Origin of the sequence: uncultured Eudoraea sp. (assembly GCF_947490415.1) — a bacterium.
Lineage (GTDB): Bacteria > Bacteroidota > Bacteroidia > Flavobacteriales > Flavobacteriaceae > Eudoraea.
Genome location: NZ_CANLGX010000004.1, coordinates 209717 through 234425, shown reverse-complemented (window position 1 = coordinate 234425; position 24709 = coordinate 209717). Strand labels below are relative to the sequence as shown.

Annotated in this window: 19 protein-coding genes; 7 read left to right on the top strand and 12 right to left on the bottom strand. The window is 36.2% G+C overall.

The genetic code is table 11. The features are described 5' to 3' along the window. Nucleotides 1–47: 47 nt before the first annotated feature. The 5 genes from Q0874_RS12240 to Q0874_RS12220 all read right to left on the bottom strand — a co-directional run bounded on the left by Q0874_RS12240 (nucleotide 48) and on the right by Q0874_RS12220 (nucleotide 6307). On the bottom strand, nucleotides 48–1238 hold the full coding sequence (locus tag Q0874_RS12240) for a nitrate/nitrite transporter (RefSeq protein ID WP_299163587.1): 1191 nt from the start codon (nucleotides 1236–1238) through the stop codon (nucleotides 48–50). A gap of 14 nt (nucleotides 1239–1252) precedes the next feature. Continuing rightward, nucleotides 1253–2158, bottom strand: coding sequence for a class I SAM-dependent methyltransferase (locus Q0874_RS12235; RefSeq protein WP_299163585.1), 906 nt, complete (start codon nucleotides 2156–2158; stop codon nucleotides 1253–1255). Between the two features lie 125 nt (nucleotides 2159–2283). After that, nucleotides 2284–3435: a methionine adenosyltransferase gene (locus tag Q0874_RS12230; RefSeq protein ID WP_299163584.1), complete on the bottom strand. Its 1152-nt coding sequence runs from the start codon at nucleotides 3433–3435 to the stop codon at nucleotides 2284–2286. Between the two features lie 502 nt (nucleotides 3436–3937). Then, nucleotides 3938–5461 (bottom strand): glycosyltransferase family 39 protein, encoded by a 1524-nt coding sequence (locus Q0874_RS12225; RefSeq protein WP_299163583.1) that lies wholly within the window; start codon nucleotides 5459–5461, stop codon nucleotides 3938–3940. A 69-nt stretch (nucleotides 5462–5530) separates the two neighbouring features. Next, entirely contained in the window at nucleotides 5531–6307 is a 777-nt protein-coding gene (locus Q0874_RS12220; protein ID WP_299163581.1) for a DUF6090 family protein, read from the bottom strand. 225 nt (nucleotides 6308–6532) lie between these two features. Here Q0874_RS12220 and Q0874_RS12215 point away from each other — a divergent pair, with 225 nt between their 5' ends. The 4 genes from Q0874_RS12215 (at nucleotide 6533) to Q0874_RS12200 (ending at nucleotide 12662) form a co-directional block, all read left to right on the top strand. Continuing rightward, on the top strand, nucleotides 6533–7651 hold the full coding sequence (locus tag Q0874_RS12215; protein ID WP_299163579.1) for a helix-turn-helix domain-containing protein: 1119 nt from the start codon (nucleotides 6533–6535) through the stop codon (nucleotides 7649–7651). A gap of 126 nt (nucleotides 7652–7777) precedes the next feature. Further along, on the top strand, nucleotides 7778–8923 hold the full coding sequence (locus tag Q0874_RS12210; protein ID WP_299163577.1) for a DUF418 domain-containing protein: 1146 nt from the start codon (nucleotides 7778–7780) through the stop codon (nucleotides 8921–8923). Then, complete coding sequence (locus Q0874_RS12205; protein ID WP_299163575.1) at nucleotides 8920–9876, top strand: prolyl oligopeptidase family serine peptidase; 957 nt, start codon at nucleotides 8920–8922, stop codon at nucleotides 9874–9876. Before Q0874_RS12210 ends, Q0874_RS12205 begins: the two co-directional genes overlap by 4 nt. 362 nt (nucleotides 9877–10238) lie before the next feature. Beyond that, nucleotides 10239–12662, top strand: coding sequence for a glycoside hydrolase family 3 N-terminal domain-containing protein (locus tag Q0874_RS12200; RefSeq protein WP_299163573.1), 2424 nt, complete (start codon nucleotides 10239–10241; stop codon nucleotides 12660–12662). Nucleotides 12663–12785: 123 nt separating this feature from the next. Here Q0874_RS12200 and Q0874_RS12195 read toward each other — a convergent pair whose 3' ends face one another. Then, entirely contained in the window at nucleotides 12786–13682 is an 897-nt protein-coding gene (locus tag Q0874_RS12195; protein ID WP_299163571.1) for a YitT family protein, read from the bottom strand. 357 nt (nucleotides 13683–14039) lie between these two features. Between Q0874_RS12195 and Q0874_RS12190 the strand changes: the two genes are divergently transcribed. Genes Q0874_RS12190 through Q0874_RS12180 form a run of 3 tightly spaced genes read left to right on the top strand, consistent with a single transcriptional unit; the run spans nucleotide 14040 to nucleotide 16013 of the window. After that, the gene (locus Q0874_RS12190) at nucleotides 14040–14609 is read left to right on the top strand and encodes a TetR/AcrR family transcriptional regulator (RefSeq protein ID WP_299163570.1); all 570 of its coding nucleotides are present in this window, start codon (nucleotides 14040–14042) and stop codon (nucleotides 14607–14609) included. A gap of 55 nt (nucleotides 14610–14664) precedes the next feature. Next, the gene (locus Q0874_RS12185; RefSeq protein ID WP_299163569.1) at nucleotides 14665–15513 is read left to right on the top strand and encodes an N-acyl homoserine lactonase family protein; all 849 of its coding nucleotides are present in this window, start codon (nucleotides 14665–14667) and stop codon (nucleotides 15511–15513) included. Between the two features lie 41 nt (nucleotides 15514–15554). Continuing rightward, nucleotides 15555–16013 (top strand): carboxymuconolactone decarboxylase family protein, encoded by a 459-nt coding sequence (locus tag Q0874_RS12180; RefSeq protein ID WP_299163568.1) that lies wholly within the window; start codon nucleotides 15555–15557, stop codon nucleotides 16011–16013. Nucleotides 16014–16062: 49 nt separating this feature from the next. On the opposite strand, the gene Q0874_RS12175 is transcribed toward Q0874_RS12180, so the two are convergent. From Q0874_RS12175 to Q0874_RS12150, 6 genes are all read right to left on the bottom strand, one after another. Then, entirely contained in the window at nucleotides 16063–17922 is a 1860-nt protein-coding gene (locus tag Q0874_RS12175; protein ID WP_299163566.1) for a S9 family peptidase, read from the bottom strand. 92 nt (nucleotides 17923–18014) lie between these two features. Then, on the bottom strand, nucleotides 18015–19331 hold the full coding sequence (locus Q0874_RS12170; protein WP_299163564.1) for a hypothetical protein: 1317 nt from the start codon (nucleotides 19329–19331) through the stop codon (nucleotides 18015–18017). A gap of 249 nt (nucleotides 19332–19580) precedes the next feature. Next, on the bottom strand, nucleotides 19581–20048 hold the full coding sequence (locus Q0874_RS12165; protein WP_299163562.1) for a nuclear transport factor 2 family protein: 468 nt from the start codon (nucleotides 20046–20048) through the stop codon (nucleotides 19581–19583). 204 nt (nucleotides 20049–20252) lie between these two features. Beyond that, on the bottom strand, nucleotides 20253–21326 hold the full coding sequence (locus Q0874_RS12160; RefSeq protein ID WP_299163560.1) for a S41 family peptidase: 1074 nt from the start codon (nucleotides 21324–21326) through the stop codon (nucleotides 20253–20255). Between the two features lie 327 nt (nucleotides 21327–21653). Continuing rightward, entirely contained in the window at nucleotides 21654–22130 is a 477-nt protein-coding gene (locus Q0874_RS12155; protein ID WP_299163558.1) for a cupin domain-containing protein, read from the bottom strand. 239 nt (nucleotides 22131–22369) lie between these two features. After that, nucleotides 22370–24631, bottom strand: coding sequence for a GH92 family glycosyl hydrolase (locus tag Q0874_RS12150; protein WP_299163556.1), 2262 nt, complete (start codon nucleotides 24629–24631; stop codon nucleotides 22370–22372). Nucleotides 24632–24709: the final 78 nt, after the last annotated feature.

Sequence of the window (24709 nt, the reverse complement as noted above, 5' to 3'; positions counted from 1 at the left end):
TTTTTATTCCCTCTAACGTTTCGTATAAAAAAACGTTCTAATGCCTTTTATGCACTGTTGGGTGCTGTTATTTTATTTTTTCTGCTTAATGCAATCAGTGCCAATACGGGGCCTACAGCTAGCAGAGCGTAAATGCTATTTGAATTGGTTAGTTCTCTCATTCCATTAATTATTTGAATGCTGACAATGGTTACTGAAAAGCCAATGCAGTTAACTATTGTAAGTGCTGTCCCTTTAAGTTCAGGAGATGCATTTTGCGCCACCAATGTGGAGAAAAGAGGCGAGTCGGCAATAACTACTGCGCCCCAAAAAAGAAGAAAAGAAATAAACAAACTTTCAAAGTTAACATCAAAAATCCATGGCGAAATAAGGCAACATACACACGATAGGAGTAGCGCTATAAATGCAGTTCGTTTTGTTCCAACTATTTTGGCAATATATCCTGCAAGAACACAAGCCAATCCACCAATTGCGATGATCAGGAAAGACCAGACCGGAATATTAAACCCAGTTTGAGGATGTAAATTGTTGTATGTTTTCAACATAACAGGAACAAAGGCCCAAAAGGCATACAACTCCCACATATGCCCGAAATATCCAAAAGCGGCTTTACGAAAATTACTATTGCGAAACACCTTAAAGAAAGCAGATAAATCAATGTTTACCCCAGGTTTCCTATAGGGCCCGTTGGGAACAAGGGCAATCATCAAAAAACCACCAAGCATTGCCAGTGCTGAAGTTGTGAATAACACTGATTTCCATGAAAAGACTTCGGTTATCCCCTTCAATAAATGAGGAAGCGCTGTGCCAATGACCAGTGCCCCCACCAAAAACCCAAACGATTTTCCAAGTCCTTTTTCATAATAATCCGCGGCAATTTTCATTCCCACGGGGTAAATACCGGCAAGAAAAAATCCGGTTAAGAATCTAAATGAAAGCAGACTTGTCAAACTATTACCTTCCCAAATAACACATATATTGAACAATGCTCCAAGTAATGCACTAATCAAGAATACTTTTGAAGGCGAAAAGCGGTCCGCGATCGTCAAGATTGCAAAGAGCAATGTACCTGTAATAAAGCCAAATTGGACGGCTGAGGTTAAGTGCCCAAGAGCACTATTATTAAGGTTGAAATTTGTGATAAGGTCGTTCATCACACCATTACTGGCAAACCAAAGCGATATGCCACAGAACTGGGAGAATACGATTACAGGAAGGGTTATTCTAAAATTTTTCATACTCAGCTTTATCGCTAAACTTTTTCAAAAACCAATCGGTAATGATCCATTACCTCTTTTTCAAAACAGACCTTGTTGGGGCTTACTTTGAAAATAGCGACCAGGTGTCTAAATTCCATATCTGAAAAATATCTTGGAATGAGGGATAGGTAAAGCCAATATTTTTTAAGATGAAATTTTCTGAATTTCTTCCGCCATTGAGCAATGGTTTCTATATAATCTAACCTACCGCTACTTTGGGAAATTAGTTTGAATCCGGGTTTTGCACATTTTATGACCATCTCAGGTCCGTAAGGAAGCCAGGAACCGGGGAACTGTTTTACCATGAGCGCCATCACATAGGCCGTAGATCCTTTTTTAGCATTCACGTCCAGCTCCTCAAATTCAATCATATTCTTGCTGAAGGTCATGGTTTGCATATAAAACCGACCGCCAACCGGCAACAAATCATAGAGTGTTTTAAAAAAATCGCGATAAACGTCTTCCTGTTTGCCTGCTTGCCATTCTTTTACAGAACAAAAATGCTCCAATCCCCCAATACAGGAAATGGCATCAAAAGCTCCAAAGTCCTCCTTTTTTACATAGCGACAATCTTTAACCATCACATTATAACCATTCTTCTGACAGGCATCAGCCTGCCCTTGTGAGAGTGTTAAACCAATACTTTCTGAACCTCTTTCATGAATAATATAATTCATAAAAGGTGCCCAACCACAGGCCATGTCAAGCACTTTGCTTCCTTTGGTAATATTAAGACTATCTGCTATGAATTTGTGTTTTGCCTTTTGAGCTTCTTCCAATGACATCGAAAAATCACCATCATATTTTGCTCCGCTGTAATCCCCAGTTTCCCCCATGCTCAAACGGAATATCTTGTCGATAGTGGAGTACGTAAAATCTAAATCTTTTTGTTCTGCCATTTGAAAGTTTTCTCGTTTGAACTAGCCTTTCAGCAGGTTCAAATATTCAATTCCAATTTCCCCCCTGTTTCATTCATTTATCAAATTACATATAATAGTTAGTATAAAATGCATGCCAATGCATTTTATACATTGATTATCCTCTTCCAGTATTTATTAAGCCCGATGAGTTTTTCTTTTGCTAAATCTTCAATTTGTTCTTTGTCTACTCTAATATTTTTCAGTTTAAAATGCATTAATTGGGGTTCATTAATGGGTTTACCAATTTGAGATACGATAAAAACAAGGGCTTCATCAGCAAAATTATTTTTAACAATAGCACGGCTCAAATCCATTGCAAAGTAATTGTAAATTTTACCGATATGACTTACAGGATTTTTGCCTGCTGTTGCCTCCAAACTCATTGGGTAATAAGGAGTAATTAATCCGTTGATACGATTTCCTCGGCCTACCTGTCCATCATCACCACTTTCTGCACTTGTGCCAGTTACTGTCAGGTAGATGCTTTCATGAAGATAGTTGTCAGCTGTATTAATATAAATAGTTGTATCGGTTAAAAGTAACGTTGTGAGGACAAATTCTTTTAGCTGTTTGATTTTAGAAACATAGTCATTCAAATCAGCAATATATTTATCAATCATGGCAATTGCGATTGTAAAATAATTTTTCGAATGGTCTTTTACGCCCATCACCTTTATGTCTTCTCCAATAAAAGGAAATATATTTTTTGTGGATTGGGCATTTAATAATTCCTCAATCTTAATGATGCTATCTTGCAGAAAGGTAGTGGGATAAAAGCCCGCACCGAATGATGTATCATTTGCCAGTGGAATTTCACCTTTCCCAAAACGGTTGAACAGTTCAACTAAATCAGTACTTCCCGGACGTATTTTTGAGGTAATCTGGACATCTCTTGAAACATCAAGATGCCGGATATTTTTCCGTAGCCACTTTTTTGCGGTTTCAACCGCAATTTCTTCAACCGGAATTATTTTATCCCTTACCTGGTGTGTACCCCTGCCTGCAATTATCAGCGAAATGGGTTTAATTATTTTTCCGCCCTTATAAGCTGGCTTCGATTGTCCACCTATTAAAAGGGCTTTGTCAACATTGTGATGCATTATCGCACCAAACTCTTTCAAATAATATTTGCTGAGTTCAATGGAAATTTGTTCTGTTACGTAATCGCAAATGGTATCAGGATGCCCAATACCTTTTCGTTCCGCCATTTCAATATTTTTATCGACAAGGTCTCCTATAACTATGTTAATTGCCATTGTGTTTTTGTGCTTTAATAACTACAAAATGTCCTTCCCTGAAGCCCTCTCTGGCCAGATCGATTTTGCTTCTGTTGTTCATAAAAAGAGTTTGCCAATATTCTTATAGTGTTTTTCCATATCGTCTATTTATGTTTTGCTGTCTAAGATTGCTCTAATTCTTGTTAAGGGATTTTTCCGCCGTAACCGAAAGGTAGCCAAATTGCAATGAAATCTTATTAGGAATTCAGCCGAAATAAGCTATACATGTTTTTAACCTTCGTTGTATTCTATCTCAAAGATTATTTCATTCTGCCCTCTTAACGCTCCGTCCTCTAAAGAATTTTATCATTGTTTTGTTGGTTGGTTATCCCGATCCCGAAGGCTATCGGAATAGCACAGAGCCGAATTTTTATATTTTGTTTCTTCTATTTTTCAAGCCAAATTAAAAGTTTGGTGGAACTTTATAAAGAAGAAACCACTCTTTGGTTTTGCACTTACCAGCTTTGTTCTATACACTTTGTTAGCGGTAGTTTTTCACTTCTTCAATTTCACTTTTTATTATTCTATTGACATCAACTTTAGCTGTTGTAAAAACAAATATCATTGTTTTGTATTCCCTCGCATACTTATTTGAAATGGAATCAGCCAGAACGGCGGAATTAAAATACGGAGCGGTTTTTTTAAATTCATCATCTTTTTCTTTATAGCTTATAATCCTGATGAGATTAATATATTGTGGCTCAAGATTAAACCAGTTAATATAGTCTGCATTAAAGGAAACGGCCTTTATTTCCCCAGTCGTATAATAATTAATAGCTCCTGCCTGACCATAGTTGTCGCAAAGTATAAGTGTTTGGCTAGGATTGGGTGTCTTTAAATAAATGGAATCCACTTTCTTAGCTAATTCTTTCCATCCAAGCATATCAGCATAATCTTGTGGTATCAAATGGTCTTTACCGTCTTCCCAGCGAAGTAAGCCCAAATCCTTGTATTTATTAGAATGCTCAATGATATATTGAGGACTTTTATTTGGGAATGCAATATTGTACATTGGAATAAAAAACAAGACTGGAATAGTTATAGCCATAGGTTGCAAATAAACTTTCCATCCATCCTTTAAAATATCGGCAATAAAAACAGAACCAAATGCAATGTAAACAGGATAAAGTCCAATAGCATAGTAGTCTTTAGCTTTGAAAAAAATAAAAACTATGAGTATAAAAAAGAATGTCCAAAAGAATGTTCTATATTTTTTAAAGGGTTTATAAAAAAGCAAAGCATATAAAGCTGAAATAATCACGAATAAAGAACCAATAAAAAACAAAACTTGTGATTTTAAAAAATCAAGTCGGTCAACATTTACCAGTTGTGTGTCTGATAGCTCTTTAAGATGATGAATAACAGGGAAATTATTGTTGTATTGCCACAAAAGGTTAGGAGCAATGAAAAGCAATCCTAGAATGACGGCAAAGTATATTTCTTTTTTAAGGAATACTTTGCGCTGTTCAGTTAATAAAATGGCGGGTAATAAGCCTAAAAGTAAAAATACAATATTGTATTTGTTCAGAAACCCGAAAGCAAATACTATGGCAGCGATAAAAAGCCATTTTTGCTTTTCAGTGTTGAAATATTTAATGATGATAAAGAATAAAGTTGTCCAGCTTAAAACGTCAAAAGAGTTCGGTTGATATAGCGTGTTAAGTCTTAAAAGTGAAGAAAATAAAACACATGTTGCACCTAATATCAGGGCAAATAAACTCCCTTTTAATTCTTCAATAGTTTTCCAAACCACGATAATGGTCAAAGCTCCAAACAGGGAGGGGAAGAATTTAACCCAAAAAACCGAATTTCCTAAAAGATAAATAATTCCAGAAATCCAGGAAGTTAAAGGAGGGACGGATAAATACCCCCAAGCCAAATGATGCCCTAAATCAAGATAAAGATACTCATCTCTTTGTAAGTCGTATTCAGGGCTTATTAAAATGGTTTGAAGTAGAAACTTTAAAATTATAAAGCCAGCTAAAATTAATGCTTTTTTTGCCATTGAATTCGATTGCATTCTTTTAAATTACCTCTATCGGTCTTGAATATGAAAATTCCGTAATTTTTTTGATCATCGTTCTTCATCGTTTAATTCATTATCAATTAATGCAATTATTGAATTACACATGCTCTTCATTTCAGTAAATTGTGTATTCATAACCGAGAATTCATATACAGCCATTACGAAGCCATTCTTCTGTTTAAGATCTTGTAACATGGTTTCATAATTTGCTTTGGGTAATTCTATATTTACGCCCGCCTCTCCATTAGTAACTTGATAAGTAAAGTTTTTGACAATTGGATTTAGATCTAATACCCCATAAGAGGGCTCGTATAATAATATTTCTGCGTCAAATCTAAAATGTTCTTCTTCATTTTTTAACTTTTTATATAATGCTTGAAGATTAAGAAGTCCATTTTTTATGGTATCGTTAGAAATCAGGGTCAAATTCCCTGAATTAATGAGTTCCTGAAAAGTATTGTCGTGTTGAGAAAATTTCTGCCAGATATAAATGTTTGTGGTATGAAAGGCAAAAGCGTTTAAATCTGTTAAGGGCTTACCTTCAAAATGTTCTAGTACATAATTGGCAGATTCAATTCTGGAATTTCTAATGTCGATGTACTTGTCTAATTCAGAGATGTTTAAATTTAGGTCTGTTTTTAAGTTTTTTAAATAATGTAATTCTTGGTTTCGTAGTTTTTGATCTTCGTTGGAATTGTTGATTTGCAGCGCAATTAAGATACCGATTACCACAAGGACTATCTCTCCAAATGCATAAATCAGATATTTACCCAGTTTATTTTCAGTTAGTAGTTGTTGTCTAATTTTACGAAAGAATTTTATCATTTGGTCGTTGGTTGGTCATAAAGACGGCTAAGGGTTCGTATATTATTTGTGCGACTTATACTCTGTGAGTATTTTAACTAGTCAAGTTATAACCTAAAAATAGTAGTTTTTAATGAAGTCATAAAGCAAGCATGAATTATGTACAGTTTAAACAATTAAAATGTGATAATTCATAAAATTCATTTTCTTTGAATATTTAATTGGCATATATCAACAGGAATTAGAATGGAATCATTCATCACCATAGTAATCTGGGCTGCGCTTATTCAAGGTCTTTTGTTAGGGGTGATTTTTATTGCCTCTAAGAAATACGGTAGTTTTGCGAACAAATTATTGGGATTCTTTTTACTTTCCTTTGTGTTTGGGGCCTTGACGGATCTGTTACCCATGAGTGAATTATGGGGCTACTCACTTGAAGGTTACTTCACCCTGCCCGAAGTAAAATTGCTTTTCCCTGTTTTATTTCTCCATTTTGTTCTTGAGAAAGTTGGGAAATCCTCCTCCTATGCATTATACCTGAAAATCCATTATTTCCTTGCGTTCAGCATTATAGGAATTACTCTGATTAATATCTGGTTGTTATTGTTTTCTGGTAATTCTTTATTGGATCTTTTAGGCTGGGAATTTCTTGATCATTTTTTCATGGCGCAACAGTATTACGCCTTTATTTTAACGGTAACTGTGTTTGTCATTGCCATAAGAGAAACATTAAATTATCGAAACTTAATTAGAAATGAATATACAGATATGGCTCTTCTCAATATCAACTGGCTATGGCAATGTATCTTCGCTATAGCCCCTATTATTTTGTTTTGGGGAGCTGAATTATTGCGTATCATATTAGGCGGGACGGGTCAATCCGATCTAATAATTTTAGCCTATTTATTCATTGCTATTTTTAACTACTTTGTGAGTTACAAGGCTTTTACACAACAGACCCTCTTTGATGGATCCGGCGATACTTTCAATATAGTGAAAGATAATGCACCAACTTTCCATAAAGTAAGTACGGCTATCGATCCTGAAATTTGTGGGAAGATCAAAAGCAAAATGGAGACCAATGAATATTACCTCGACCAAGATCTAACCCTCCATTCTTTTGCCAAAGAGATTCAGATTTCTGCACGAACAATCTCTAGCTGTATCAACCAAAATCTGGGAATGAATTTTAATGAATGGGTAAATAATCATCGTGTGGATAAATGCCTGGTAATTATTGAAGCCGATACCAAGAATCAATTATCAATTGAAGGTATTGGCTTTGATGCCGGATTCAAGTCCCGATCCGCAATGTACGAGGCCTTCAAGAAAAAATTAGGACATTCCCCAGGCCATTTTAGGTAAAACAATGTCCTGAAATCAGTTTTCAGTACAAGCAAAGTTTAAAAAAGCGTAACAGCCCTTATATCTTCAGGTCTTCTTGTTAAGTGTTCGAAAACCGGATACAAAGAAACATAATCATAAAAGAAGATGAAAACATTTAAACCAATTACTAAATCCAGGATTGAAGTTGTAGATGCCTTGAGGGGCTTTGCCCTTTTAGGAGTTTTATTTGCTAACATTCCTTATGGCGGAGAACCACCCATTACGGGCATATTTGATGAATCCTTAACCTTTTTAATGGATCTATTGATCTCTAAAAAGTTTATTACCATATTCTCCATCCTTTTTGGATTTGGGTTCTACATCCAAATGTCAAGGGCTGAGAAGAGCGGAGTAAACTTTAAAAGTTACTTTCTAAAAAGAATGGTCTTACTTTTTTTAATTGGAACAATACATTGTTTTTTAATATGGGATGGTGATATTATTATGTCTTATGCCTTTGGAGGTGTTTTTTTATTATTGATAAGGAACTGGTCCATAAAAAAACTAGTGATTCTCGCCATTATATTTAATGTATTGCTAACTGGAATCGTATTTATTGGGAATAGCGCTTTGGAATGGCAGGTATATGACTATGATTATGCATTGGCCTCAGAATGGCTAACAACAAACTCATATTTAGAATATTTGAAGATAAACTTCATCACGGCGCCTTGGGTAAATTTCCTTAATGATATGCCTATTACACTGGTCTATACTTTTGGTAATATGCTGATCGGGGTTATTTTAGGAAAACTGGATTTTTTCAGACTTCCTGCACGATTGAAAAAATTAACGAATAGATTCATTATTTTGGGCTTTTCTGTGGGGATTATCTGTAGCTACTTTTTTCATCAAGTGATGACCGGTGAAATTGAATTGGATATTCCTTTGCTTTGGGTGCCTTTTGTTATAGCAGCAGGAATGGTTCTACAGGCCTTGGGTTATATAGCACTTTTTGTTCATTTATATCAAAAAGGTTTTTTTAAGAAAATGCTTCAATGGTTTAAGTATGTTGGAAAAACAGCATTGTCTAATTATATATTTCAGTCAGTATTTTATCTGGTAGTGTTTTTTCATTGCACCAATATGTTTCAGTTATTTGGAAAGTTGTCCTATGCGGAAACTTTGATGATTGCCTTATTATTTTTTATTTTTCAGTCTGTTATAAGTTATTTATGGTTAAAACGAAGGGACCAGGGACCACTTGAGTATTTGTGGAAAAAAATGAGTTATAAAATAAATAAAAAATGAAAACAAGATTAATCATCATAATTGCCCTGATAATAAACAGCTATGTGAATGGTCAGGAGAGATTGGCTTCTAAAGTATATTTTAAAAGTGGGGAAGAAACCATTGAAGGCATACTGATAAGACCCAATAATAATGATAACACACCTGCTGTTGTTTTTCAACAAGGCTCCGGGAATCACTCCTTTGATGGATACGAAAACGAAGCGTGGGGGCCACATAAATTTTATATAGAGGATGTTTTGCTCGAGCGGGGGTATGCTATTTTGTATTGCAATAAGAGAGGATTAGGAAAATCTACCGGCAACTGGAAAAAAAATAATTTTTATGGGAGAGCTGAAGATGCCTATGCAGCCATAACTTATTTAAAGACATTGCCCTTCATTGATTCTGAGCGAATTGGTATAAGTGGTCACAGTCAGGGGGGGTGGATTGCTCAAATTGTTGCTGCAGAACATAAGGATGTAGCTTTCGTAATTGCATTGGCTGGCCCAACAGTTGGTGTAAAGGAGCAGACAAGTTCTAATGACAGTTTGCAATACATGTGCAATGGATTTTCAGGAGACAAACTGACAAAGCGGATGAAGAAAGATAGGAAGAACAAAAGGTTTGGTTATAATGTAGGTAAAATATCCGGTTTAATTGGTAGTGCCCGATTCTGGTACCTGATAGCTGATTATAACAATGATGAGGTTTTAAAATCAATTCAATGCCCAACCTTGCTATTGTTTGCTGAGTACGATATAAATGTCAATCCTGAGCAGAATATCCAACATTTCAATACTCTTTTTGAAAATAGGCCACCTGATAATTTTAGGATAAAAGTGATGAAGGGAGGCCAACACGGATTCTACAAAGTTTCGGATAGATGTGTGGATTGGGATACTGCCAGCCAGCAGGCTTTTGATCCCCTGTTTCAAGACGAAGTCCGAAGCTGGTTAAAAAAACTGGATTAAAAAAGAAACACGAATAATTACCAAAATTTTGTTCCAAATGCTATACTATGATTTTTATATGAAGCGCAGCCTGCTTCCATGGTGGAATATTCTTTTGTTTGGACAGCCTTAGCGCGCTTTTCACGAGAGGTTCTGTCCTGTTGTGGTATCGTTTTTTGAACAAGCAGCGTTTGCAATGAGGGCAATATCTAATAGTATTGGATACTAAATTTATACTGGCTCATTTGAACGATTCAGTAAGAAATTATCCTCTCCATGTTTAATGATACCCTGCACAGTCATATGGTACTACTAAGATTTGAGGCATTGTGCCACGAAAAGGAATGTGTTATTTTTGTGTCTTAAAGACACTATTTAAAAACATGAAGAAGATTTTAAAAAGATTCTTGATTATTTTAACATCCTTAATTGTTCTGATAGCAATTGCCGCGTTTATCGGTTGGTCCTATTTAAAGTCAAGCTTTTTTACTTTTGAAAAGGACTATCCTGACCACTCTAATATCAAGGAATTAACGATAGAAGGGTACACTTTTTTAGATAGGAATGGGAATGACCGGTTAGATGATTACGAAGATGATCGCAAGTCAATTGATGTGCGGGTAAAAGACCTGGTCTCACAAATGACTTTAGAGGAAAAGATCCATTTGCTTAAAGGCTCGGGAATTGCTTCGGCTATTGGAATGAATGAACCGGGAGAGGGAATACCCGGGGCTGTTGGTACTATTGTGCCTACCCCAAGGCTGGGAATTCCGACGGTATACTTATCAGACGGTCCGGCTGGCCTAAGAATAGAACCAACACGAGAAGGTGAGGACAGAACCTATTATTGCACTGCCTTCCCAATAGCTACTTTGCTCGCATCAACCTGGAACGAAGCGCTTGTTCAGGAGGTTGGTAATGCCATGGGCAAGGAAGCATCGGAATACGGAATAGATGTTATTTTGGGGCCGGGCGCAAACATTCATCGTCACCCCTTATGTGGGAGAAATTTTGAATATTATTCAGAAGATCCGGTATTGACGGGGAATATGGGCGCTGCTATGGTCAATGGTATTGAATCTAACGGTATTGGTACTTCTGTAAAACATTTTGTTGCCAATAATCAGGAAACCGAGCGAAATTTGAATGATGCTATCATTTCCGAAAGGGCCTTGCGAGAAATCTATTTAAAAGGCTTTGAGATTGTTGTACAAAAATCGCAACCCTGGACAATTATGACTTCTTACAACAAAGTAAATGGTACTTATACTTCAGAAAGTGAATATTTGCTCACTGATGTGTTAAGAAACGATTGGGGATTCGAAGGACTCGTGATGAGTGATTGGTTTGGGGGAAGGAATGCTGCGGCTCAAATAAGTGCCGGGAACGACCTATTGGAACCGGGAACCAAAAAACAGTGGGACGCACTTTTAGAAGCCAGCGAAAATGGAACATTGTCTATTGAAGCTGTTGATAGATCTGTAAGTCGTATTCTGGAATTGATACTGAAAACCAGGAAGATGCAGAAACAGGAGTATGGAAACAATCCCGATCTTAATGCACATGCTAAAACCACACGCCTGTCTGCCTCTGAGGGAATGGTGTTACTTAAAAATAAGAATGCACTCCCTTTACAAAATACCAGGAATATTGCCCTGTTAGGCATCACTTCTTACAATTTTATTGCGGGCGGCACAGGCTCGGGAGATGTGAATGAGGCTTACACAATTTCTCTTGAGAAAGGTTTAGAGAATGCCGGCTTTGAAATCAATGAAGCGGCGAAGCATCTGTATGAGCTGCATAGATCAGCAAACGAAAAGGCATTTACCAAGCCCGAAGGCATTGATGCCATGTTTACTCCATATACACCACCTGAGATGACATTTACTGCTGAACAACTAAAAGAAATAGTGGAAAGTTCAGACGTTGGTATTTTGACTATTGGCAGAAATGCAGGTGAAGGAGGCGACAGGGTAGAGGTTGATGACTTTTTGCTGAAGGAATTAGAGCGGGAAATGATTTCCAGTACTGCCAGGGCTTTCCAGGATGCCGGCAAAAAACTGATTGTGGTCCTCAATATTGGAGGAGTTATTGAAACCGCTTCCTGGAAAGGACAACCAGATGCAATCTTGCTGGCATGGCAAGGAGGACAAGAAGGAGGAAATTCTGTCGCAGATATTTTAAGCGGAAAGGTGAATCCAAGTGGTAAATTACCAATGACTTTCCCAATTGCGTTGGATGACCATGCTTCAAATGCCAACTTTCCTCAGACAGGGGGACATCTTACATACACTGAGGCGATTTCTGGTCTTTTATTTCAGAAGGAGGAGAGGCCGGAAGCTGAGCAAGTCCAAAACAGAGACTATACGAACTATGATGAAGGTGTTTATGTAGGTTACAGGCACTTCGATAAAGCCAACCTGCAGGTTTCTTATCCTTTTGGCTTTGGACTTTCATATACCAATTTTGACTATTCAGACCTAGAAGTAAGCCTGTCAAATGGGATGATCAATATTCTTGTAAGCGTTGAAAATACAGGGCAAATTGCTGGAAAAGAAGTTGTTCAGGTATATACAGAAAAACTTGAATCAACCATTGATCGTCCTGTTCAGGAGCTAAAAGCATTTGCAAAAACCAGTATTTTAGAGCCGGGGGCAATTGAGCGCCTGTCTATTAGTATTCCGGTTTCTGAGTTACGTTATTGGGATGAAGCTGGCGGGGAATGGGCTCTTGAAAAAGGGGCATACAAGCTACGAATCGGAACTTCTTCAAGGGATATCAGGCAAATAGAAGAAATGAACTTGTAGATCTTGAAATTTGATCAAGCAGAATATGCATGCCAATGCTTTTGCATATATAGTTAAGGGTTCTATTTACCGGTGTTTTAGTTTAATTTCGAGCTGTATAAGGTTGTTATTTGGTTTCAGCGCTTAAATCGCTGGTTTTTTATGCATTGTTGGCGATAGTTTTTTTAAGCCTTCTTTGGAAAAATATTTTGTATACATACCTCCTCTAATGTTGTTTACGTCAAATTCAATTATAAAGGCATTCTTATCTATAGCGTTAATTAAATTATATGTCCTTCTAATATCAATTCTATTGATTACAGTGTGGATAATGTCTTTTGCAGTTTGAGCGCCTCTTTTTCCAAAGCCTCCTGATCCCTTATATAAAGTTGTGCCTGTTCCAACAACGCGAATAAGCTCATTATTAATTTCATTAGTTTTTTCAGACACAATCATTAAACCAACGAAATCTTCAAACCCCTCGATCATTAGATCAATAACTTTAGCGGTTACTATGAATGTCAATATGGAGTACATTGCTACTTCAAGTGAAAGCAATACTGCAGTTGCTCCAAATAGAATTGCATTAAAAAAAAGCACAACCTTTCCTATACTTATACCTAAACGATCATTTAAAAAAATCCCCAAGATTTCTGAACCATCTAAAACGGCACCGTTTTTTATAGTCAAACCAATTCCAGCTCCTAAGAAAAGACCACCAAATATGGCAATCAGAAGCTTGTCTTCTGTTATTGCAGAAAAATTTTCGAAATGGATAATAATTGCTAATGAGAGGATTGATATCACCGATTTAATAAAAATCCTTTTAGATAGGTAAAACCAAGCCAATATGAGAAATGGGATGCTTACAATTAATAGCGTATAAGAAATATCAAAATCGAAAAGTTCACTTAACAATATGGCAATTCCTGTTGCACCGCCGTCCAGGAAGCCGTTGGGCAGTAAAAACATTTTTAGTCCTATACTTGCAAGAAGAACACCTATTGATATTTGAAAAACCTCAGATAAAATTCGTTTCATAGTTTATGTTCTCTCTTTTCCAATTATATTAACCGAATTATGCATTGTCTTTTATTCGTTTTATTTCTTGTCTAATGAACTTAATTATTGCTTATCCCGATAGCTATTGTTTTAAAGCCGTAAGTTCTTTTTAATTAAGCACAACGGTCTCGTATATGTAAAGCAGCGTTTTAATTTTCACTATCTTTTTATATAGCATAAATGTATTAAAAAAGCGCAAGCTTTGATTATTTGCACTGAATCAGCTATTTGTTATATATGTTGTTGGCGGTAGTTTCAATATAAAATTTGGCAGTTAAAAATTTTTATTGTTAATTTGTACTATAAATACTAAAATAGTACATTTAATATCTTTCTATGAAGGTTAAAGCTCGTATTCTTAATATTGCCAAACAGAAGTTTTTAAAATATGGATTCTACAAAGTTTCTATGGATAGTTTGGTAAAAGAACTTAGAACAAGTAAAAGTAGCTTATATAACCATTATGCTTCAAAAGAGGACCTTGTTAAGGCTGTTATAGAAAGTTTGAACCTGGAGATTAATTCCAAGTTGGAGAAAATTCTCAGTGACGACAGACTTAGCTTTAAAGGCAAGTTGATAGCAGTATCAGAGTTTACAAAGGATATATTAGTGAGCGTTAGTGAAGATTTCTTAAGAGATCTTCAGATAAATACACCGGAAATATGGGAGTATTATCAGAAAACGAGAATGGAAAGAATTAATAAATATTATAGAAGTTTATTTGAATTGGGAGCTAAGGAAGGAAAGGTTAGAAATGATATTAGTATTGATCTAATTCTTGCCGTCTATTTGAACCTAATGGAATTACCACTTAAGTCGGAGCATATAAGTTTCTTAAATATGCAGAATCAAAATGTTTATGAGGATACCACTGAGGTGTTTTTAAACGGGATAATAACGAGTTAATTTTTTTTAATAATAGTACTAAAAAAACTAAAACAGTACAAATAAATTATACGTTATGAAAATTCACAGAATTAAAACCGGACTTGTACGGATCAAAGAAAATCAGATTAGTAAAACCAAAGGTCCTGCTCCTCAAATGCTCAAAGTCCTACTGGGAAAAAAATGGGCTGATTGGGTTCCAATATATGCGTGGGTAATTGAACATCCAGAAGGTATAATTGTTGTTGATACAGGAGAAACTTCCAAAACAGGACAGCAGGGATATCTACCAGAATGGCACCCATATTATGCGTTTGCCGTGCAATTCAAGGTGCATCCACAAGATGAAATTGGACCACAATTGCTAAAATTAGGAATTGATCCTACTAAAGATGTTAGAAAAGTTATCATGACGCACATGCACACTGATCATGCGGGAGGATTGAGTCATTTTCCAAACTCGGAAATTCTCATAGAGAAAAATGAATATAAAGTGGGTTCCGGCATATCAGGGAAACTAGCTGGCTATTTACCCCATAGATGGCCAAAATGGTTAAAACCAAATTTAATTACGCTTCCTAACGAACCCTATTATGGCTTCAATCAGAGCTTGGCAGTAACTGAAGACAGAAAAGTAATGATAGTTGCTACTCCGGGCCATGTGGCAAATCATATATCAGTAGTGGTGGAAATAGAGGGTATATATTATTTTTTAGCCGGAGACACATCCTATACTCAAGAAAATTTGCTCAACCTTATTCCGGATGGCATCGGAACAGAACAGAGTATAAATACACTAAAACGCGTATTGTCTTTTTCAAAATCCAACCCTACAATTTATTTACCATCGCATGATCCTGAGATCCCTGAAAGAATGGAAAATAAGGAGATCGTAGGCAATTATGTGGAAACCATTGCTTCTTAGTACTACAATAGGAAATACATACAAACAATAAAACAAATATTATGGAACGAATTACCTACAATGATATTCCGAAAGGAATGTTCGAAAATCTAATGGCAGTTGAAAATTATATCAACAATTCATCATTGGAAACAAATTTACTCGAATTAATCAGGCTTAGAGTCGCTCAAAAAAATGGTTGTGCATATTGTGTAGACATGCATCACAAAGAACTTAAACATTTAGGGGAAACAGACTTAAGGCTATCATCCTTATGTGTATGGAAAGAAACACCTTATTTTACAGAAAAGGAAATTGCTGTATTGCACCTTACGGAGGTGCTTACTAAATTAAGCAGAGATCCTTTGAGTGAAGGCGTATTTGATGGATTGATCCCTCATTTTAATAAAGAAGAGATTTGTTATTTAACCTTGGCAATATCTCAAATCAATACATGGACAAGATTAATGAAGACATTTAAATTTACACCAGGTAATTATCAAGTAAAAGTATTAGCATAGTTAATAATAGAAGCTAAGTAATAGCGGTTTGTATATAATGAAACTGCTATTACTTTTCAAGCAGGTATAGTTTAAACCAGTTAACGATTGACACCGTTGACATAACCTTATTGGAAGTTTTCCTCCACCCGTGTCCTTCATCTTGAAATAAAATATACTCTACCGGAATATTTCTTTTTTTAAGATTTTCTACAACTTGTTCTGCCTCAACAACAGGAACATTTGTATCATTTGCACCGTGTAAAACAATTGTCGGAGTTTTGACAACTGCAACCTTATTGATAGGAGACAGCGCTCTTAGCATATCTGCTTCAGTATCCGGATCTCCATATTCAACTTTTGAAATCGCAGCCATCCATGGTTCCGTCTCTTCGAAAAAAGTAATGAAATTCACTACCCCAAATAAGTTGGCAGCTGCAGCGAACATATCGGGATACTCCGTAATTCCTGCCATAACCATATAACCGCCATAAGAGCCACCCATGATTCCAACCTTGCTTTTATCTGCAAAACCAGATTCAACCACATAGTTGTAACAAGCTTCAATGTCTTTTATCCCATTTGTTCGTAAGGCACCATTGTCTAAATTCACGAATTCCTTTCCAAAACCTGAGGATCCCCTGACATTTGGAGAAAAGACCGCTATGCCCTGACTCAACAATGCTTGAAAAGTATAACTGAATGATGGTCGGGACTGACCCTCGGGGCCGCCATGATAACTGATTACAGTCGGATAAGGACTATTGCCCACTGCGGGCTGGTATAACCATCCGCTCAGCTCTAAACCATCAAATGATTTGAATTTGACCAGCTCCGGGGCAATCAATTCTTCAAGATTGATACCAGGATGCGGACTGTCCGTCAATTTTGTGAACGTGTCATTTTCGAAATCATAAAGCCAGACATTAGCAGGTTCTGTGGAGCCACTTCCTGTGAAGAGAAAGTAACGGTCATCAGAAGAAAAATCTCCTCCTCCCACTTGCTCTACGGGCATATCTAATGTCTTTAATTCCTTTTGGTTTTGGATATCAAAAAGACTTATTTCATTTTTCCCGGCAACATTCCAGACAAGTAATGCCATTGATCCCGATTCATTAAAAATGAAGTTCTGTAATTCCGAATCTCCGCGTTCACTTAATACTTCAATTTTTCTGTTCTTAATTTTTCCAAACGCTATCTTATCTCTATTCAGATTTGAGGAGATATAGATTTCACCATTCGGAGAAAACTCACCATAGAAACTACCTGGACCACTGTGTTTCGTTAGTAGTGTTTCATTAGATTCTTTATCAATTAGATATAGGTCATTACTTCCTCTACTCGCTACTCTTGACAGTAAAAACCGGTCATTGTCTTTGCCAATATCAGTAATGCGCCCGATTCCTTGATTCACTATGCTCAATTCAGTCATTTTGGTCAGCATATTATACAGATGACTATCCATGCCTGAAGGATTGTTTTGATTTGAAGAATAGGACAAATAATTTCCGTCGTCGCTCCAGTTGCCCATCCAATTATTTGATTTTCCTCCACTGGTAATTTGTTTAATTTCGCTTCCATCTGCCTTGATTGTGTATATCTGGCTATTCATACCACCACCGGGAGCAAGTTGAAAGGCAATTTTATTTCCTTTTGGTGACCAGATTGCATTGGAAACCGGATCATTAAAGTTTGTCAATTGTATAGGCCAGCCCCCAGTACTTGGGATTTTCCATAATTGTGGAATTCCACTAATATTTGATATAAATGCTATTTCACTGCCATCCGGTGAAAATGATGGTGAATAACATGCTCCTACTTTTGCCATCGCCTCTATTTTGGCAGTAAGTTCTTTTGATGATTTTTGCGCAAAGGAGTTTATCGAGATGATCAATAGGGGTAGGAATACGATCCTGAGAGTTATTTTCATAATTTATATTTTCTATTCTTTATTAATTATATGCTTTGTTAGTCTTTGCTATTCCCTCAACGATCTCTGTCTTATTAATTGAAGAATCTAATCTATTCTTTCCAAAAAGGTATAAGGGCGGTTTCACGAAAAAACAAGGTGTCTTTTCCATTATTATTTTCGAGAATTTGCACATCTACTTTTATTGAATGTTCTCCGCGAGGCAAGTATCCTACATCCAGAACAGTCAGTAATCCAATATTTTTGCGAGCAGGGTGTTCATGGAACCGGTATTTAAGATTGTTTAATAGTGTATCATTAACATATATTTTAAGTCGTTGGACGTGGCAGTCCAAAGCCAAATCTGCATTCATGTTGTTTCGTAACGGATCATTATTTCCAAAGAAAAAAAAGCCTGTTTTAGCTGGTTTTAAGTCCGGGCAAATGGCCTCAATAACTTTATCATCCATACGTGCGACATAAGGTAGAAAAAGTTGAGCATATCCGTTTTTGACAAATTTGGAAGAAATACTTGCTGAATATGAAGCCCTGTCTTCTAAGGTATCATCATAAAAATTGTTGCTAATGGATTGTAACGTTCGATTTCCCGGCAGATAAGCATGTGTATTAATGGTCAATGAAGCAATTAAGGTAAAACCAATCAGATAAGGGATTAAAAATAAAACTATATTACGGCCGAATTTATTATCCAACAAATTATAATAAATCGGACGATAGATAAAAGCCAAAGTAATAACGCTAAAAAAGCGATAAATAGGATAATAGAACCTGGCAATTCTTTTTTTTCGTTTTATCCAACCAAGGGTAATGAAATCAAGGAAATAAATAAAACCTCCCAATAAATATAATAATAAAAAAGGCACAATAACCAAGACCCATGCACCTCCGAATCTGCTGCTTACCACTTTCATAGTCATTGCCTGGATAACAATTCCTATAACAAAAAGACCACCGGAAATTAGAATAAAAATGATAAGAAAAGTAAAACCGAAAACAGCACTGCATAATTTTTCCAGTTGCTGGATATATAAATCGAAACTCACAATCTTGCTTCGAAGAAAGCGATCAAATTTAGGACTGATATTTAGCTTGTTAAAATCAATATCTCCGGACACATAGCGTAATCCTATTGTGCTGATCCACAGCCCACGTAACAAAACATGGAGTATAAGATTGATAATCAAAACATACCACGCACCCAATAATACCTGGTAAGGTATATACAGTAATCCATAATAGGGACTCCCTGATAGTAATAGGTCAATTTGATAATCCAGGTTTTGAACTGACTCATAGGATTCGGCGAGTAAAAAAATAGCAAAGCCAGAAATCAATAGTTCAAGTTGCCAACTTTCCTGCTGCAGGATCTCCAACCATTTAGTAAACGATTTATTCTTGTCCTTTTCCATTTGGTTTTTTATAATCACATGTCTAATTTACCATATTGATTTTATTCATCACTTCCTTTTCTGTAAGCTTAGACTTGAATTTTATGGTTTGGATACTCATAATTATACAAATATGTTTAAAATATAAAATAAAAGAACACTAATACGTATGAGATATAATGCTAAGATTGGGTTTGTTGCTAAATTAAAGCCAACGGTTCGGCTATGGCACGTTTTAATGAGCTATAGCCATTGTTGTGTGTTTGTTTTTTACAGTCCAATATCGCGATACATTTTCCATTTGTCATCTTCTAGTTTTCGAACTACAAGGTATTTACCCTTACTTTTAACAGTATTATTTAAATCTGAAAATTCAAAACTACCTATTTCAACTACAAATTCGCCATCACTGGAAACAGAACTGATTTTGAATTTGACATTTGGAGTGCCATTTTCATTGGCGTATCGGATTGATTTTCCCCAGGCAGAAATTAAATTGTCTTTACCCTTAATAGAACCCCAGGTTCCCTCTTTAGCGTAATGCTCGGCTAAAGCTACCGAATCTGCATTATTAAAATTTTCCGAAAATTGGTCGTCCAGTTCCTGTAATAGTTTTTTAACTTTTACTAAATCTATTGTTGCTGGTTCAGCTTCAATTTTTGCACTTGTTTCATTTTTACAAGAATTGATCAATAAAACCAAAAGAAATAATGCTATTGTAGTTATTCTTGAGTTCATTTTTTTATTTAGGTTAATTAATTTTCATTAAATGATATACAACGTTATATTATAAGCGGTCGTTTTAATGACGGTTATATATTGTTAGCACCTGTTAATTCTTTAATGACCCAGTATCTAATGCAAACTCATAGATGGTAGCATTTGTTCTTCCAAATATTACAAGCATTATTAGCATTTTGGATTTATATAGTAATACAGATATTACTCTTTGGTTTCGATTTCTAATTCTTTTAAATATTCAGTGATTATTGTGTCGTGATCAGGCTTATTTTGCAAATCTTTCAAAATATTGATTTGAGCAATTCGTAAAGCATCAGCTGCAGCACACGGAATATCGGGCTGAACTCCAACCACTTCCCAACATTTCTTAGTGAGAGGATGATAATGACGCGCGAATGGAATAAAGGCTGTAAATCCTTGTGAAATTGAAAAAGGACGAATTCCATGAGCGCCACCGCCTGTTGTCTCACCTACTAGTGTAGCACGATTATGCCCCTGCAAAGATGAACTAAACATTTCTGCAGCCGAAAAAGTATAATCACTAGTTAGAATATAGAGAGGTAGTTTTTTTAGTTTTTCTAAATCAGATGTAGGAATTGTTAGGTTTGAAGAATTAATTATAACATTTGTTTCGGCCGACCACGTTTCATATTTATCCCCTGTCGAACGAATTTCATTGATATCTAATAAAGTAGGTTTTTCCATGAAAAAACCAGCTAATAAACTAACGGTTTGTGGTGCCCCTCCCATATTATTACGTAAATCAATTATAACTGCATCAGAATTTGCTGCAAAAAGCATTGCAGAAACAACCAAACTCCCTGCATTTGCCGGAGGAATAAATCGATTGAACTTGACATAAGCAATATTGCCTTTTAGGTGTTCCATTTTTTCGAAAAAATAATTTTGATTGGTAAAATGGCCATAAGATTTTGGTATCATTTGGCGTTGTCCCGCCAAAGCAATGCTGAAATGTTTATCATTACTCCAAGTTTTTAAAATTTCAGAAAGGTGTTTGGCAAGAGCTTGTTTTTCGGTGAAACTGTCCAAATTTCCTTCTTTTAATTCCGTCAATAGTTTTTCTTTTAGAATAGGTGCTTTTTTACCATCAATATAATTTACGGAAATTGAATCGGCTAAATTTTTCACCATTTCATGAACTTCGCTTAGCTCAATCGATTGTGGTTCTGTAGGTTCGCTTTGCCCCATTGTTCTTTGTCCAAAAACTTGACTAATTGATAGTACCAAGCCTATTACTAAAAATGCATATTTCATTATTTTTATTAGTTTTAATTTCAATAAGAACTGCAATGTAGGTCTTATATTTAATGACATGAGTTATAATAAGACTCAAGTGAGTTAAGGAAAAGTTAATTAGGATTAAAGTGAGTCTGTATTAAAAGAAAAAGCACTTCGTTTTTGTCATAACATTGAAAATCCGACCTGACGAAACACAAAAATTTAATTCCTTTTATTTTGTAAAATGATTTAAGTCCATAGCCTTTGGATTAAAAGACTAGGCTTTCTATTGGTGCTAACGGTTTGGCAATATGCTGTGTCCCTAAGGCATAGCGTATAGGTTTTGCCGGTGGCAGGAATTGTTTATTCTTCGATAAAATTTGCCTCCCATGGACCAATACCAGTAAGCTGAATTATTGTTGATGAGTCGGCCCAAACAGTGTGAATGGCGTTTCGGGCATTTACATAGTAATCACCTGGTCCAAATTCTTTCGCATCTTCCCTTGTTGCGTCCTTTCCAAATGCTACATAAGCTTTGCCTTGCAGTATGGTCGCCCGTTCATCTTTGGGGTGGGTGTGGGGCGGCATAATAAATTCTCCACTTACTTTGAAGCGAACTGTAAATAGGTCGTTACTTTTTGGGCTGCCTTCCAAAACAGCCATCTCACAACCTGCTGGCAAGTTTGGGGGACATGGTTTCCATTGAATATCTTTCGCATGCACGACGTGTTGAACCGTTCCTTCGGGAAATTTCATTTCTCCTACCTGTGCCATTAATTGAGAACATTCCATACTGGTTAAACCCAGGATAAATACGAGTACGTATAATTTCTTCTTCATTTTAGATTTTTGGTTTATTGAATTTTTGAATCGCTGCTATATTGCTTAAATATAGTTATACTATTTCAATTACTTTTGAAAAAATACTAACCTTTTTTCTTACAACCAACGATTCAAATATAGTGCTTTTGGTATTTCAGAACATTTCACTTTCAAACCGCCTTATGTATTTAAATGAACTCATTTTCAAATCGGGACTGCAGATCAAATGCATTATAATATTGCTTAATTGCAGAAATTTATTCATAATCATTCAGTGATGGGGGTAGATTTTCTTTACCAAAATCACTGGGTATATCGGCCATGAAGAACTCAATAGTTGCTCCATCCTTTATATCATCATGTTTAAACCATGACTGGTCTAGCGCATTTCCGTTAATTGTTGCTTTTTCTATGTAAATATTTTTATTTGAATAATTGTGAGTTATTATCTTCAAAACCTTGTTTTCACCCATATTTATCGATACTCTTTCAAAATGAGGGGAGGTTAGGATATAAACATCTTGTCCGGCATTCGGGAAGAAACCAATTAAATTAAATATTACCCAGGCCGACATAGATCCGGCATCATCATTTCCAGGAATACCGTCCTGCGCTGCAGTGTAATTTTTTTTTATAATGCTGCGAATTGTGGAATTGGTCTTATCCTGCCGACCAGCATAGGCATAAAGACATGGCGTAAAGAAGCTCGGTTCATTACTTACTTGAAAATGTCCATTGGTAAAAAAAACATCCAATCGCGAAATGAAACTGTCCCTTCCGCCGCAGAGATCAATAAGTGATTTTACATCATGAGGCACATACAAGGAATATTCCCACGCGTTTGCCTCATAAAAAAAATTTCCCCAGCTACCTGCCTTTGTCACACTATAATCTTTTACCCATTTACCCATTTTAGTTTTTGGCCAAATAAAACCACTTACACCCTGGCTATTTATCTGCCCGTTCCAAAGGTTGGCCCAGTTTGAGGCTCTTTTCTTGTATTTCAGATAATCGTCAGTTTTGCCCATGCCTCTGGCCATCAATGCTATTGCCCAATCATTGGCCGAATATTCCAGCGTGCGAGTTCCGGCACGGTCATATAGCTTTGGAGTATGCAGGGTAGGAGAATCCTGCTGGGGCTCATATTCAGCAGGTACGTAGCCTATTTCAATGTATTGGTTAATACCACCACGACCAACTTTTTGTTGGTTTCCTCCTGGAGGGATTTCTGCATTTTTGATCATTGCCTCATAGGCTTTTTCAAAATCAATCCCTTTTAAACCTTTAAGGTATGCCTCGGCAACCACCATATCACAATTGCTACCGCCTTGTGTCCTTCCGCTTGAGTTTCCGCTTCGTGAATCGGGCATATAGCCTTCATATTTATAGATATCAATTAAGGAGCGAACAATATCGGCTTCCCTCTCCGGTTGAATTAAGGTTAGCAATGGGTTTGTAGCCCGGAAAGTATCCCAAATAGCATAATAATCATCATAATATGGTTCATTTGATGTCCATTTAGGATTTTCATTAGTACGATCAGTGGGCATGAGCATGGTATGGTATAACGCTGTGTAAAATATTGTCTGCTGTTCTTTTGACGCACCTTCAATCTTAATATTGTTTAGTACATCGTTCCATTTTTCCACTGCCTTTTTGTGGGTTTTATCAAAATTCCAATGTGGTATTTCCTTTTTTATGTTTTCAAGTGATTTTCCAGTACTGATATAGGATATCCCTACTTTAACCTTAACAGTTTTGTTTTCTGTATTTTTGTAAGTGAAGTAAGCGCCCGTTTTCTCTCCACTATCGTGCATGGTTTTTTCACCCAATTTAACTTCCCCATTTTTCCAAACGCCAAAGTTATCGGCAGGTGTGTCGAATAAAGCTGTAAAAAACACCGTATATTCAGCTCCTTTGTTCCAACCTCCTCTTACTTTTGAATAGCCTTCAATTTGTGTGTCTGAAATAATCCTGATTTCCGAACCAATCAAGTACTGGGCCTCACCGCAGCAATGATTTTCACCAAGAAAACTGCCCGCATCAATTAAAATTCCATTTTCTATATTCTCAATAAAGCTGTATTTGTGAAATCCAACACTGTGGCTGACAGTCATTTCTGCCTTTATATTGCTGGTTTTTAATTCTGCAGAGAAATAACCGGGACTTGCAGTGACACTATCAGATTCCGATGTAATATTGGATAAGTCAAAAGGCCCGGTGAACGGCATTACCAGTATATTTCCATATTTTGCCCCACCTCCAGTTCCACTCACATGGGTATGACTGAATCCATGAATAATCTCATCAGGAATATAACCCGAATTTGAGCGTTTATTACCACAATCAGGCCCCAGCTTCACCATACCATAGGGAAGGGAAGCGCCGGGAAATGTATTGCCATCACCTTTAGTGCCAATAAATGGATCAACAAATTGGATTAGGTTGGTATTCGCTTGTGCTTGAACCATATGCACAACCAGTAAGAAAATCAAAACTAAAATTCCATTTTTACTCATTATTTATTTATAATTTTTGCAACGGTTTATGTATGGTTAGCTATGCGGGCACTAAGATAACAAAGAGAAACTGCGATT